Annotated in this window: 14 protein-coding genes; 11 read left to right on the plus strand and 3 right to left on the minus strand. The window is 74.6% G+C overall.

Features of this window, described 5'->3' with window-relative positions; translation table 11 throughout:
- Positions 1 to 11: 11 nt before the first annotated feature.
- The 11 genes from H505_RS40595 to H505_RS40605 all read left to right on the plus strand — a co-directional run bounded on the left by H505_RS40595 (position 12) and on the right by H505_RS40605 (position 11,874).
- Positions 12 to 887, plus strand: coding sequence for an ATP-binding cassette domain-containing protein (locus H505_RS40595; RefSeq protein ID WP_084549986.1), 876 nt, complete (start codon positions 12 to 14; stop codon positions 885 to 887).
- The gene (locus H505_RS0108570; RefSeq protein ID WP_026401658.1) at positions 880 to 2,139 is read left to right on the plus strand and encodes a sugar ABC transporter permease; all 1,260 of its coding nucleotides are present in this window, start codon (positions 880 to 882) and stop codon (positions 2,137 to 2,139) included. Before H505_RS40595 ends, H505_RS0108570 begins: the two co-directional genes overlap by 8 nt.
- Before the next feature lie 12 nt (positions 2,140 to 2,151).
- Positions 2,152 to 3,657 carry an FGGY-family carbohydrate kinase gene (locus tag H505_RS50535; RefSeq protein WP_034517071.1) on the plus strand — a complete coding sequence of 502 codons (1,506 nt, stop codon included), beginning with the start codon at positions 2,152 to 2,154 and terminating at the stop codon, positions 3,655 to 3,657.
- A complete protein-coding gene (locus tag H505_RS50540) occupies positions 3,654 to 5,150 on the plus strand; it encodes an FGGY-family carbohydrate kinase (protein ID WP_026401659.1) in 1,497 nt (498 codons plus the stop codon). Before H505_RS50535 ends, H505_RS50540 begins: the two co-directional genes overlap by 4 nt.
- The gene (locus H505_RS0108585; protein ID WP_026401660.1) at positions 5,147 to 5,779 is read left to right on the plus strand and encodes a histidine phosphatase family protein; all 633 of its coding nucleotides are present in this window, start codon (positions 5,147 to 5,149) and stop codon (positions 5,777 to 5,779) included. Before H505_RS50540 ends, H505_RS0108585 begins: the two co-directional genes overlap by 4 nt.
- Positions 5,776 to 6,852, plus strand: a complete 1,077-nt coding sequence (locus H505_RS0108590) for a 2-hydroxyacid dehydrogenase (RefSeq protein ID WP_026401661.1) — start codon at positions 5,776 to 5,778, stop codon at positions 6,850 to 6,852. The genes H505_RS0108585 and H505_RS0108590 overlap by 4 nt, the downstream gene beginning before the upstream one ends.
- A gap of 269 nt (positions 6,853 to 7,121) precedes the next feature.
- On the plus strand, positions 7,122 to 7,823 hold the full coding sequence (locus H505_RS0108595) for a hypothetical protein (protein ID WP_026401662.1): 702 nt from the start codon (positions 7,122 to 7,124) through the stop codon (positions 7,821 to 7,823).
- A 256-nt stretch (positions 7,824 to 8,079) separates the two neighbouring features.
- Entirely contained in the window at positions 8,080 to 8,571 is a 492-nt protein-coding gene (locus H505_RS0108600; RefSeq protein WP_026401663.1) for a metallophosphoesterase family protein, read from the plus strand.
- Between the two features lie 23 nt (positions 8,572 to 8,594).
- On the plus strand, positions 8,595 to 9,524 hold the full coding sequence (locus H505_RS0108605) for an aminoglycoside phosphotransferase family protein (RefSeq protein ID WP_034517074.1): 930 nt from the start codon (positions 8,595 to 8,597) through the stop codon (positions 9,522 to 9,524).
- A 34-nt stretch (positions 9,525 to 9,558) separates the two neighbouring features.
- Positions 9,559 to 10,374, plus strand: a complete 816-nt coding sequence (locus tag H505_RS0108610) for a crotonase/enoyl-CoA hydratase family protein (protein ID WP_026401664.1) — start codon at positions 9,559 to 9,561, stop codon at positions 10,372 to 10,374.
- Positions 10,375 to 10,515: 141 nt separating this feature from the next.
- The gene (locus H505_RS40605) at positions 10,516 to 11,874 is read left to right on the plus strand and encodes a nucleobase:cation symporter-2 family protein (protein ID WP_051300433.1); all 1,359 of its coding nucleotides are present in this window, start codon (positions 10,516 to 10,518) and stop codon (positions 11,872 to 11,874) included.
- A gap of 108 nt (positions 11,875 to 11,982) precedes the next feature.
- Here the strand turns inward: H505_RS40605 and H505_RS0108620 are convergent, their stop codons facing one another.
- The 3 genes from H505_RS0108620 to H505_RS40610 all read right to left on the minus strand — a co-directional run bounded on the left by H505_RS0108620 (position 11,983) and on the right by H505_RS40610 (position 13,060).
- Positions 11,983 to 12,180 (minus strand): hypothetical protein, encoded by a 198-nt coding sequence (locus H505_RS0108620; protein ID WP_157432942.1) that lies wholly within the window; start codon positions 12,178 to 12,180, stop codon positions 11,983 to 11,985.
- Between the two features lie 88 nt (positions 12,181 to 12,268).
- Complete coding sequence (locus H505_RS0108625; protein WP_051300434.1) at positions 12,269 to 12,748, minus strand: DUF2752 domain-containing protein; 480 nt, start codon at positions 12,746 to 12,748, stop codon at positions 12,269 to 12,271.
- 3 nt (positions 12,749 to 12,751) lie between these two features.
- Positions 12,752 to 13,060: a CD225/dispanin family protein gene (locus tag H505_RS40610; RefSeq protein ID WP_034517076.1), complete on the minus strand. Its 309-nt coding sequence runs from the start codon at positions 13,058 to 13,060 to the stop codon at positions 12,752 to 12,754.
- Positions 13,061 to 13,741 lie beyond the last annotated feature (681 nt).

Below are 13,741 nucleotides of genomic sequence, written 5' to 3' on the forward strand. Positions count from 1 at the left end.
GAAGGTTCGCCATGTCACCATCGCCCACCCCCGCCGCCGGCGCGGCGGGCCCCCTGCTGTCGCTGCGCGGGATCAGCAAGTCGTTCGGCGCGGTCGCCGCGCTCACCGACGTCTCCCTGGACGTCTCCGCCGGCGAGGTCGTCGCCCTGGTCGGCGACAACGGCGCCGGGAAGTCCACGCTCGTGAAGGTCCTGTCCGGGGTGCACCGCCCGGACGCGGGCACGATCACGTTCGAGTCGCGGGAGGTGACCGTCCCCACCCCCGCCGCCGCGCAGCAGCTCGGCATCGCCACCGTGTTCCAGGACCTGGCGCTGTGCGAGAACCTCAACGTCATCGAGAACCTGTTCCTCGGCCGCGAGCTGCGCGCGCTCCGCCTCGACGACGTCCGGATGGAGGTCCGGGCCCGGGAACTGCTGGCGCAGCTGTCCGCGAAGATCCCGGCGGTGGAGGTGCCGGTCGCCGCGCTGTCGGGCGGCCAGCGGCAGACCGTCGCGATCGCCCGCTCGCTGCTCGGCGACCCGAAGATCATCATCCTGGACGAGCCGACCGCCGCGCTCGGCGTCGCGCAGACCGCCGAGGTGCTGAACCTCATCGAGCGGCTCCGCGAGCGCGGCCACGGCGTCATCATGATCAGCCACAACATGGCCGACGTGCGGGCCGTCGCCGACACCGTCGCGGTGCTGCGCCTCGGCCGCAACAACGGCGTGTTCGACGCCCGGACCGCGTCCGGCGAGGAGCTCGTCGCCGCGATCACCGGCGCCGGCGACAACGTGGTGGCGCGCCGCACCGCCGCCCGCGCCGCCGCCGCGGGGAAGGGCGACGGGGATACGGGCGACGGGGGTACGGGCAACGCGGGGACGGGAGACGAGGGGACCGACGATGAGTGACACCACCACCCGCGGCGCCGCCGCGGCCCCGCCCGCGAAGGCGCCCGCACCGGCCGGGCCGCCCGGCGGCGGCCCGCGCGCCCGGCTCGCCGCCGCGGGCGCCCGGCTGCGCGGCGGCGACCTCGGCGTCGCGCCGGTCGTCGCCGGGCTCGTCGTCATCTGGACGGTGATGCAGATCCTCAACCCGATCTTCCTGTCCAGCGCGAACCTCGTGAACCTGCTGCTGGAGTGCGTGCCCGTCGGGGTGATCGCGCTCGGCGTCGTGTTCATGCTGCTGGTCGGGCAGATCGACCTGTCGGTCGGATCGATCAGCGGGCTCGCCGCCGCCGTCACCGCCGTCCTGTTCGTCGACCGGGGCATGCCCGCGTGGGTCGCGATCCTCGCCGCCGTCGCGCTCGGCGCCGCCGTCGGCTGGTGCTACGCGCAGGTCTACAACCGGCTCGGCGTGCCCAGCTTCGTCATCTCGCTCGCCGGGCTGCTCGGCTTCCTCGGCCTGCAACTGTGGATCCTCGGACCCAACGGCTCGATCAACCTGCCGTTCGACTCCTGGCCGGTCACGTTCGCGCAGCTCGCGTTCGTCCCGCCGTGGCTGGCGTACGCGCTGGTCGCCGCGGGCGCCGCCGCCCTCTACTGGACGGGGCGCCTCCGCGCGGCCGAGCGGCGGCGGGCGGACCTGCCCGCGACCGGGGAGCGGACGCTGATCCTGCGGAGCGTCGCGCTGCTCGCCGGGCTCGGGCTCGCCGTCTGGTACCTCAACCGGGACCGCGGCGTCGGCTGGATGTTCGTCCTCTTCCTCGGCCTCGTGCTGGCCGCGCACTACGCCCTGTCCCGCACCAAGTACGGCAAGTCGCTGTACGCGGTCGGCGGCAACGTCGAGGCGGCCCGCCGCGCGGGCATCGACGTCCAGCGGATCTACACGTCGGCGTTCGTGCTGTGCACGTCGCTCGCCGCGCTCGGCGGCGTCCTGGCGGCGTCGCGGCTCGCCGCCGCCAACCAGAGCAGCGGCACCGGCGACGTCAACCTGAACGCGATCGCCGCCGCCGTCATCGGCGGGACGAGCCTGTTCGGCGGGCGCGGCGGCGCGTTCGCCGCGCTGCTCGGCATCGTCGTCATCCAGTCGATCTCGAACGGGCTGACGCTGCTGAACCTCGACTCGTCCTACCGGTTCATGGTCACCGGCGCGGTGCTGATGCTGGCGGTCGCGCTGGACTCGGCCGCCCGCCGGTCCCGCCGCTCGCACGGCCGGGCCTGAGGGAGGAACGCGATGGCCGTCGTCTGCGTCGACGCTGGCACCACGATGATCAAAGCGGTCGGGTACGCCGCCGACGGCACCGAACTGGCCGTCGCCCGGCGCCCCGCCGAGGTGAGCCGCCCCCGCCCGGGGTACGCCGAACAGGACATGGAATCGGTGTGGCGGGCGGTCGCGGACGCCGTCCGCGAGATCCTCCCGCGGCTGCCGGGCGCGGTCGACTACCTCGCGCTGACCGCGCAGGGCGACGGCTGCTGGCCGGTCGACCGCGCGGGCGACCCGGCCGGCCCGGCGATCCTGTGGAACGACGGCCGCGCCGCCCCGGTCGTCGCCGCATGGGCGCGGGCCGGGGTGCTGGAGGACGCGTTCCGCGTCAACGGGTCGCTGACCTTCGCGGGCCTGCCGAACGCGATCCTGGCCTGGCTGCGCGAACACGACCCCGACCGGCTCGCCCGCACGGCCGCCGTCCTCACCTGCGGCGGATGGATCTTCTCCCGGCTCACCGGCGAGATCGCGATGGACGCCTCGGACGCGTCCGCCCCGTTCATGGACGTCCGCACCCGGCGCCCGTCGGACGACCTCCTGCGCCGCTACGGCATGGAGTGGGCGCGGCCGCTGCTGCCGGACCCGCGCGACGACGGCGACCGCGCCGCGCCCCTCGCCCCGGACGCCGCCGCCGCGCTCGGCCTGCCCGCCGGGCTCCCCGTCGTCCTCGCCCCCTACGACATCGCGTCCACCGCCATCGGGACCGGCGCGGTCGAGACGGGACGGGCGTGCACCATCCTCGGGACGACGCTGTGCACCGAGACGGTCGTCGAGGAGCCCGACCTGACCGGCGAACCGTCCGGGCTGACCGTCGCGATGGGCCTGCCCGGCCGGTTCCTGCGGGCGTTCCCCACGCTCGCGGGCGGCCAGGTCGTCGACTGGGCGTGCCGCCTGCTCGGCCTCGGCGCCCCCCGCGAACTCGCCGAACTGGCCGCCGCCGCACCGCCCGGCGCGCACGGGCTGGTCTTCCTGCCGTACCTGTCGCCGGCGGGGGAGCGCGCCCCGTTCCTCGACCCGGCGGCGCGCGGCGGCCTGCACGGTCTGACCGTCGACCACACCGCCGCGGACATCGCCCGCGCCGTCCTCGAGGGCCTCAGCCTGGTCGTCCGCGACTGCCTGGCCGCCGCCGGGACGCGCCCGACCGAGCTGCGGGTGAGCGGCGGCGGGTCCGCCAGCCCGGTGTGGCTGGCGATGCTCGCCGACGCCACCGGCGTGCCCGTCGTCCGGTCCGCCGACACGGAGGCGGGCGCCCGCGGAGCGTTCCTCGTGGGCCTGCTCGCCACCGGGCGGGCCGCCGACGCGGGCGCGGCGGCCGCCGCCCACGTCCGTCCGGGCGACGTCCACGAACCCGACCCCGCCCGTGCCGCGCACTACGCCGCCGCCTACCGCGACTTCCTCGACGTCCGGGCCGCGACGGCGTCCGCGTGGCCCACCCTCGCGTCCGCGCGGGCGCGCACCGCAGAAAGGAACTCGTGAACGACGACGTCTGGCTCGGGATCGACCTGGGCACGCAGGGCGCGCGCGCCCTCGCCGTCACCGCCGCCGGGGACGTCATCGGCGCCGGCGGCGCCGAGCTGACCGGGCGCCGCGACGGGCCCCGCCACGAGCAGGACCCCGAGCACTGGTGGGACGCCGTCGCCGCCGCGTGCGCGCAGGCGCTCCGGGACGTCCCGCCCGGCGCCGTCCGCGCCGTCGCGGTCGACGCGACGTCCGGGACGATCCTGCTCACCGACCGCGACGGGAACCCGCTGACCCCGGCCCTCATGTACGACGACACGCGCGCCGCCGCGCACGTCGACCGCGTCAACGAGGCGGGCGCCGACCTGTGGCGGAGCCTCGGGTACCAGCGGATGCAGCCCGCCTGGGCGCTCCCGAAGCTGCTGTGGCTGCTGGAGCACACGCCCCGCCCGCCGGACGGCGCCCGCCTCGCCCACCAGGCCGACTTCGTCAACCGGCGCCTCACCGGCCGCCCCGTCGCCGCCGATCTGTCCAACGCGCTGAAGACCGGCGCCGACCTGATCGCCGAGCGCTGGCCCGGGGACGTCCTCGACGCGCTCGGCGTCCCGGACGGCCTGCTGCCGCCGCTGGAACGGTCCGGCACGCCCCTCGGCACCGTCTGCGCCGCGGCGGCCGCCGCCACCGGCATCCCCGAGGGCGTCCCGGTCGTCGCCGGCGCCACCGACGGGTGCGCCGCCCAGCTCGGCACCGGCCGCCTCACCCCCGGCTCCTGGAACTCCGTCCTCGGCACCACGCTCGTCCTCAAGGGCGTCACCGACCACCCCGTCCACGACCCGTTCGGCGCCGTCTACTCGCACAAGGCCCCCGACGGCCGGTGGCTGCCCGGCGGCGCGTCCAGTACCGGCGCCGGCGCCCTCACCCGCGACTTTGCCGGCCGCGACCTCGCCGGCCTCGACCGCCGCGCCGCGGACCGCGAACCCGCCGCGGCGCTCGCCTACCCGCTCGTCCCCGCCGGGGAGCGCTTCCCGTTCCTCGCGCCGGACGCGCGCGGCTTCCGGCTCGGCGGCACCGGCGACGAGGCCGACGACTACGCCGCCGTCCTGCAGGGCGTCGCCTACATCGAACGGCTGTGCTTCGACCACCTCGACCTGCTCGGCGCCCCCACCGGCGGCGACCTCACCCTCACCGGGGGAGCGGCCCGCAGCCCCTACTGGGTGCAGCTGCGCGCCGACGTGCTCGGACGGCCCGTCGTGCTGCCCCGCCGGTCCGAGTCGGCCCTCGGCGCCGCCGTCCTCGCCGCGTCCCCGGGCCGCCCGGTCGCCGAGGTCGCCGCCCGCATGGTCGCCGTCCGCACCGTCGTCGACCCCCGCCCCGACCGCGCCGGCCGCTTCGACGACGCCTACCTGCGGCTCGTCGGCGAACTCGAACGCCGCGGCTGGCTGCCGGCGGCCACCGCCGACCGCGCACGGGAAAGAACCGGCATGACCGGCATGAAAGGTGCACGCCGATGACCCGCATCGTCCTCGTCCGCCACGGCGAGACCGAATGGCACGCGGAGAACCGCTACGCCGGGAGCAGCGACGTCGCGCTGACCGCCCGGGGCCGCGACCAGGCCCGGCTGCTCGCCGCGTGGGCGCTCCTCGCGCGGCCCGACGCCGTGTGGTCGTCCGACCTGTCCCGCGCCCGGCTGACCGCCGCCGCCTCCGCGGCCGCGCTCGGCACGGACGTCCGGGTGGACGCCCGGCTCCGCGAGCTCGACTTCGGCGAGGGCGAGGGCCTCACCCGCGACGACATGGACCGCAAGTTCCCCGACGCCCTGCGCGCCTTCCTCGCCGACCCCGTCGCCGGGCACCTGCCCGGCGGGGAGGACCCGGCCCGCGCCGCGGCCCGCTTCACCGCCGCCCTGCACGACGCCGCGTCCGCCCACACCGGCGGCCGCGTCCTCGTCGTCGCGCACTCGACGGCGATCCGGCTCGCGCTCTGCGCGCTGCTGGGCGTCCCCCTCAAGGACTACCGGCGGCGGTTCCCGTCGCTGGGCAACTGCGCACTGACCGAGATACGGCTCCGGGACGGCGACGCCGCCCTCCTGGAGTTCAACACCGCGATCGAACGATCGCTCGTTCCCTGGAGCAAGCAATGACGACCCGCGTCCTCGCGGCCGGTGACCACTTCGTCCTCAACCGCCTCCTCGTCGACGCGCTCCGCGCCGAGACGGCGGACGGCCCCGGCGGCGGGCCCGCCGCGGACCTCGAGTTCGCCGAGCTGACCCTGCCGTGGCCCGTCGAGCCGTTCGGCCGGGTCGCCGAGGTCGACGAGGCGTCCGGTACCGAGGACCAGCTCATCGAGGCGCTGCGCGGCGCCGAGGTCTGCGTCACCCAGATGGCCCCGCTCACCCGCCGGATCCTCGAGAACGCCCCCGACCTGCGGCTGTTCTGCATCACCCGGGGCGGGCCCGTCAACGCCAACCTGGACGCCGCCACCGAGCACGGCGTCGCCGTCTGCTACGCGCCCGGACGCAACGCCGACGCGACCGCCGAGCACACCCTCGCGCTGATCCTCGCCGCCGTCCGCCGCATCCCGCAGACCCACGTCGACCTGACCGGCGGCCGGTGGCGCGGCGACTACTACCGCTACGACGACGTCGGCATCGAGCTGCTCGGCAGCACCGTCGGCCTCGTCGGCTGCGGCGCCGTCGGACGCCGCGTCGCCCGGGCGCTCGCCGCGCTCGGCGCCCGCGTCCTCGTCCACGACCCGTACCTGGACGGCCTGGACGACCTCGCCGGCATCGCGGAACTCGTCACCCTCGAGGAACTGCTGGCGCGCGCGCAGATCCTCTCCCTGCACGCCCGCGCGACCCCGCAGACCACCGGGATGATCGGCGCCCGGGAGATCGCCGCGATGGCCCCCGGCTCCATCATCGTCAACTGCGCGCGCGGCTCCCTCCTCGACTACGAGGCCGTCTGCGACGCCGTCGAGTCCGGCCACCTGTTCGCCGCCGCGTTCGACGTCTTCCCCGAGGAGCCCGTCCCCGCCGGCTCCCGCCTGCTGACCACCCCGAACATCATCGTCACCCCGCACCTGGCGGGCGCCAGCAAGCAGACCGCCGCCAACGCCGCCCGCATCGTCGCCCGGGACGTCGCCCGCCACCTGCGCGGCGAACCCCTCGTCCACTGCGCGAACCCCGACGTCCGGGGCGTCCCGCAGCGCCGCTGACGGCGGCCCCGCCGACGCAAGGCCGGGAAGCCGGGCAGGTGCATTGGAACGCTTTATCCACCGTCGATTGAGTGATCATTAACGGGCATTTATCAATGGAATGCAGAATGTTAAAATAAATGTCCGACGCTCTTTTCAGCACGGGATCACCGAGGTAGAAACGATCTGTAATCCGCGCGGCCACGGTGCCCCCGTGCCGCGCGAGGGGGCCGCGCACGGCGCCGCGCCGTGCGCGGAAGCAGAACGCCTCACCGAGGAGTGACCACCCCGTGAAAGCTCTCGGCAGAATCACCGCTCCCCTGATCGCGGCGTCCGCCGCCGCGGTCCTCGCGGCCGGCCCCGCGGCCGCCGCCACCACCACCGTCCGCGCCGGCACCGCCACCGGCGCGCCCTATTCGGGCGCCTTCCAGGTGTCCACCGTCGGGCCGCTCGAATTCTCCGTCGTGTTCCTCGGCGTCACCGTCACCGGCACCTGCGACGGCGCCGAACTGCGCGGCACCGTCGAAGCCGCGGGCGCCGGCGCGCTGACGTCCGCGTCCATCGGCGCCTGCACGACGTCCAACGGCCTCAGCTCCCCGCCCACCGACATCGGCGAAATCCCCGCGAACAGCGGCCGGGTCGCCTACGACCCCGCCCCCGGCGGACGCGACGGCACCCTCGCCATCGACGGCGACCTGACCTTCAGCCTCCAGGGCGAGTTCCTCGGCCGCGTCCGCACCTGCAACTACGGCTTCCAGACCGGCGGCGAGGACGGCCTGTCCTTCGACGTCTACAACCGCGACAACCCGAACCGCCCGCTCCCCGGCGTCGACGACGCCCAAGGCGAGGCGACCGACATCACCCTCGTGAAGAAGCCCGGCAGCGACTTCCTCTGCCCGTCCGACGGCACCGGCACCGGCACCGCCGTCGCCCGCGGCGAGAGCGCCCCCGGCTCCGGCGTCTTCGACCAGAAGCTCTACCTCACCGAGTAGCGCGGGGCGGGCGGCCGGGCGCCGGGCCGGTGCAAGGGAGTGGCTTTCCGCCCGCGGCGCCCGGCCGCCCCGATCCTCGCGCACCGGGTCGCCGCGGGCCGGCCGGGGGCGATCGGCCGCCCCGGCGAGCGCGAGGACCACGAGCCTAACCCCGCAGGTCAGCGCACCGTAATGACATCGCGCTTACAGTTCTTTCCCACCGCGGTCCGGACCGCCCCGGCGCAAAATCACCGAGCCCCGGTGACACAATGGAACCGTGCGAGCGGTCGTGGTCTCCGACACCCACGCGCCCCGGTACTGGAAGTCGTGCCCGCCGCGGGTCGCCGAGCACCTGCGGGGCGCCGACGTCATCCTGCACGCGGGCGACGTCTGCATCGCGCCCGTCCTCGACGAACTCGCGCAGTACGCGCCCGTCCACGCCGTCCTCGGCAACAACGACCGGCCGGACGTCGCCGCCTGGGGCGCCCCGGAACGGCTCGAACTCGACCTCGGCGGACTCGCCGTCGCGATGGTTCACGACAGCGGCCGGAAACGCGGCCGCACCGCCCGCATGCGCCGCTGGTTCCCCGGCGCCGACCTCGTCGTCTTCGGCCACTCCCACATCCCGCTCGACGAGACCGGCGACGGCGTCCGCATCTTCAACCCCGGCTCGCCCACCGACCGGCGCCGCCAGCCCCACGGCACCCTCGGCATCCTCGACGTCCGCGACGGACGGCTCGCCCGCGCCGAAATCGTCCCCGTCACCTGACCGCCGCGCGGCACAATGCCGTCATGACCCGCCTGCCCTGGGAGAAGACGCCCGACCACGTCCGCGCCGACGTCGAAACCCTGCTCGGCGCCCGCGTCGCCGAGGCGACCACGCAGCCCGGCGGATACTCGCCCGGCGTCGCCGCCCGCCTCCGGCTCGACGACGGACGTCGCGCGTTCGTCAAGTCCGTCGGCGCCGAACTCAACCCCGACTCGCCCGGCATCCACCGCGCGGAGGCCCGGGTCGCCGCCGCGCTGCCCCGGTCCGCGCCCGCCCCGCGGCTGCTCGGCTCCTTCGACCGGGACGGCTGGGTCACCCTCGTCTTCGAGGACGTCGACGGCGCGCCGCCCCGCGAACCCTGGGACGACACCGAACTCGCCCGCGTCCTCGCCGCCCTCGGCGACCTCGCCGCCGCGATGACGCCCGCGCCCATCGACGCGCCCACCGTCGCCGAGCGCTTCGGCCCGGCCTTCCGGGGCTGGCGGCTCCTCGCCGCCGGGCCCGCCGGCGCCGGCGGGCCCGACGGGCTCGACCCGTGGGCCCGCGCCCGCCTCCCCGAACTCGCGGAACTCGAGGAGTCCTGGGAGGCGGCCGCCGCCGGCGACACCCTCGCGCACGCCGACGTCCGCGCCGACAACATCCTGCTCACCCCCGGCCGGGTGGTCGTCGTCGACTGGCCCTGGGCGTGCCTGTCCGCCCCCTGGTTCGACCTCCTCGCGATGCTGCCGAGCGTCCGCCTCCAAGGCGGCCCGCCGCCCGCGGACGCCTTCGCCGCCCACCCGCTCGCCGCGTCCGCCGACGACCGCGCCGTCACCGCCGTCCTCGCCGCGGTCGCCGGGTTCTTCGTGCACGGCGCCCTCCAGCCGCCGCCGCCCGGCCTGCCCGCCCTCCGCGCCTTCCAGCGCGCCCAGGGCGAGGTCGCCCTCGCCTGGCTCCGCGACCGCCTGGAATGATCTCCGGAGACGTCTCGCAGGAGGGATGAACGGCATGACCGAACGCGTCACCGTGAAAGTCCACGACGGGGTCGCCGACGTGCGGCTCAACCGCCCCGACAAGCTCAACGCCCTCGACCTGCCCACCTTCGAGGCGCTCGCCGCGACCGGCGACGCCCTGGCCGCCGACCCGTCCGTCCGGGCCGTGGTCCTGTCCGGCGAGGGCCGCGCCTTCTGCGCCGGCCTCGACTTCGCCGCGTTCGCCGCGATGGCCGAGCGCGCGTCCGCCGGCTCCGCCCGATCGTCCGACATCACCGACCGCGCGCCCGGCCGCATCACCAACCTCGGCCAGCAGGCCGTCCACACCTGGCGGGAGCTGCCCCAGCCGGTCATCGCCGCCGTCCACGGCCACGCGCTCGGCGGCGGACTCCAGATCGCGCTGGGCGCCGACCTGCGCATCGTCGCCCCCGACACGAAGATGTCCGTCCTGGAGATCCGCTGGGGACTGGTGCCCGACATGACCGGCACCGCCGCGCTCATCCGGCTCGTCGGCGAGGACACCGCCAAGGAGCTCACCTTCACCGGCCGCACGGTCAGCGGGACGGACGCCGTCCGCATCGGCCTCGCCACCCGCACCGCCGACGACCCGCACGCCGCCGCCACCGACCTCGCCCGCGAGATCGCCGCGAACAGCCCCGACGCCGTCCGCGCCGCGAAACGGCTGCTCAACCGCGCCGCCGACCGCGACCTCGCCGGCCAGTTCCTCGAGGAGTCCCGGGAACTCGGCGCCCTGCGCGGAACGCCGAACCAGGCCGAGGCCGTCCGGGCCTACTTCGAGAAGCGCCCGCCCGCCTTCACCGACCCCGCCTGACGCGCGCACCGCCCCCGGCGCCCACCGGGGGCGGTTACGGGACGAACCGGTCCGGGCCGGTATGTTCGGCCGTCGGAATCGGCGCATCCGCACAGGTCACCGCGGGCGCCCACCTCACCGACCCCGGAAGGCGACACACGCATGTCCGAAGCAGGACCGCGCAGGCATCCCGTCGACGAGGTTCTCCCCGTCCCCAAGCTCGCCCTCTACGGGTTCCAGCACGTCCTCGCCTTCTACGCCGGCGCGGTCATCGTCCCCATCCTCGTCGCCGGGCAGATCGGACTGTCCGACGAGCAACTCGTCTACCTCATCAACGCCGACCTGTTCACCTGCGGCATCGCCTCGATCATCCAGGCGCTCGGCTTCTGGCGCGTCGGCGTCCGGCTGCCCATCGTGCAGGGCGTCACCTTCACCGCCGTCGCCCCCATGATCGCCATCGGGCAGGGCGCGGAGAACGCCACCGCCGGGCTCCTCGCCATCTACGGCGCCACCATCACCGCCGGCCTCGTCACGCTGATCGCCGCGCCGTTCCTCGGCCGCCTCCTGCGGTTCTTCCCGCCCCTCGTCACCGGCACCGTCCTGACGATCATGGGCCTGATCCTGCTGCCGAACGCGCTGAAGGACGCCGCGGGCGGCGCGGGCGCCGACGACTTCGGCAGCTGGAAGCACCTCATGTACGCGGGCGGCACCCTGCTGTTCATCCTCGCCGTCTACCGGATGCACCGACCGTTCCTCAGCAGCATCGCGGTCCTGCTCGGCCTCGTCGGCGGCACCCTCGTCTCCTGGGCGCTTGGCGACACCACCTTCGACCAGGTCGGCCAGGCCGACTGGGTCGGCGTCACCACCCCCTTCCACTACGGGATGCCCACCTTCCACATCGGCGCGATCATCGCGATGCTGCTGGTGATGATGGTCACCGTCGTGGAGACCGTCGGCGACGCCAAGGCCACCGGCGAGATCGTCGGCAAGGAGGTCGGCGACGAGGACATCACCCGCGCGCTCCGCGCCGACGGCGTGTCCACCTTCCTCGGCGGCGTCCTGAACGCCTTCCCCTACACCTGCTTCGCGCAGAACGTCGGCCTCGTGCGCCTCACCGGCGTCCGCAGCCGCTTCGTGGTCGTCGCCGCCGGCCTGATCATGATGGTGCTCGGACTGTTCCCGAAGGCCGCCGGCTACGTCGCGTCCATCCCGCCGGACGTCCTCGGCGGCGCGGCCGTCGCGATGTTCGGCATGGTCGGCGTCGTCGGCATCCAGACCCTCTCCAAGGTCGACCTGCGGCAGGAGCGCAACGCCCTCGTCGTCGCCGTCAGCATCGCGCTCGCCCTGCTCCCCGCCGCCGCGCCCGAGGTCTTCGCGCAGATGCCCCGCGAGGTCTCCGCGATCCTCAACAGCGGCATCACCCTCGGCGCGATCTCCGCGATCGTCCTCAACCTCGTGTTCAACGTGTTCGCCCGCACGTCCCCGCCCGAGAACGGCGCGGAGAAGGCCCCCGCGAGCTGACCCTGCCGCTCCGGCCCGCGGCGCCCGCCGCGGGCCGGACGCCGAGGCCGGAAGTCCGCCCGCCCGCGCGCCGGGCGGCGGGACGGCGGCCGCCCGGACCCGCAGGGCCTATTCCCAGAACGCCGCGAGCGTCCGCCCCTGCGTGCGCGCCGCCCCGGCGGACGGCGTCCGCGACGACGAGCTCAGCGGGTCCGCCCCGAACACCGCGAGAGAGGCCTCGTCGGAACGCGCCACCTCGCCCTTCCCCGACATCCCGGCGACCCGCTCGTCCAGCGTGCCGCCGTCCATCGAGGCCGGTGCCGGCACGCGCCCGCACGCCTCCGCCAGGGGTGCCCGACGGCGTCGCCTCCCGGTTCTGCAGGCCCGCCGTCCGCCTGCCGCGCGAACAGCTCTGTCAGGCGGCGAGCGCGGCGCCGAACGGGAGGTTGCGCACCACCCAGAAGACCATGACGACGGCGAAGAAAGCCCAGATCAGCCGCGGGTCCGCCGCCTTCGTCCGGGTGGGGCGGTCCCGGGCCCGCGCGACGGCCCAGCGCACCCAGAAGAACAGCAGGACGGGCAGCATCGTCACCGTGAACACGTTCAGCGCGACGGCCTCGCCGAGCTGCCCGTGCGCCACGGCGTGCACCGTGCGCAGCGCCCCGCAGCCGGGGCACTGGTAGCCGGTCAGCGCCAGGAACGGGCATGTCGGGTAGTGCCCCTGCTCGTTCGGGTCGACCGCGGCGACGTACCCGGTCGCCGCGACGGCCAGCACCGCGACGCCCAGGGGGGAGAGCAGACGGCGCGCCGCCGCGGTCAGGCCGCGGGACGCGCCGTCGCGATCGGGCGAGGGCCCGCCCCGCCGAGGCGGGGCGAGCCGATGCTCCCGGGTCATCCGTCAGTACGTCGTGCTGCTGCTGGCGAGCGCGACGCTGAAGATGAAGTAGATGACGCCGACGACCACGCCCACGATCGCCGACACGATCGCCCACGTCTTGGCGTTCTTGGAAGCCGCGATGGCACCCGCGTGGTCACCGCTGTTCCACTTGCCGTTGACCTGCGCGGCGAACACGATCGACACGACTCCGGCCGGGAGGCAGCAGAACAGCGTCGTCAGGATGGCCCACACCAGGTGGTTCGGCGGCGGCGCCGGCGGGACGCCGTACGAACCGGGACCACCGGGGGCGGGTGGCGGGTAGTAGCTCATGTGGTTCCTTCCCTGTGGGCTGGGTTTCCATCAAGTAGATGGTCAACAAGCATGCCTGGTTCCCCTTCAGCAGGTAAACGCCCCCCTCAACACAGTTCAGGCACGGTCGGCCCGGCCCGGCGGAGCCCCGCGCGCCGATTTGACGCCGCCGACCCGACCGCGTAAGTTAACCCCTCGTCCCCTTACGGATGCAGGACGCCCGAGCGGCGGCCGGCCGACCGGGGAAACCACCATCAGACTCCGCCGGAGCGGCTTCGCCGTGCCCGGGGTCCGTCGGTGGGTCGGAAACAGCCGATTTTGACAAACCGGCCGGATCTGATGAAATAGCACCACCGCCCGGAAGGAACCGCGCAAGCAGAACCCGAAAGGCATCGGGAAAAGCCGGAAATTGACAAGCCGGCCGGAACCGATAAAGTAAGAACAGTCGCCCCGGGGCGAGACCAGCGAAAGCCGGTCGAGCGCGGTGGGTGTCCGTTTCTTGAGAACTCAACAGCGTGTTAAAAGCCAGTGCCTTTAACGATTCGGCCGGCAGGCCGGATAACCCCGAGGCCCTGCACCCCCGTCAGGGGATGTAAGGCTGGGGATTTCTTTGAGGCAAGCACCCGAGTGGTGCATTGCCGGGATTGTTTCCAAGGTTTGGCTCTTCGGGTTCGCCCCCGAAGGGCCGGTAAGACCTTAATG

Origin of the sequence: Actinomadura rifamycini DSM 43936 (assembly GCF_000425065.1) — a bacterium.
GTDB lineage: Bacteria > Actinomycetota > Actinomycetes > Streptosporangiales > Streptosporangiaceae > Spirillospora > Spirillospora rifamycini.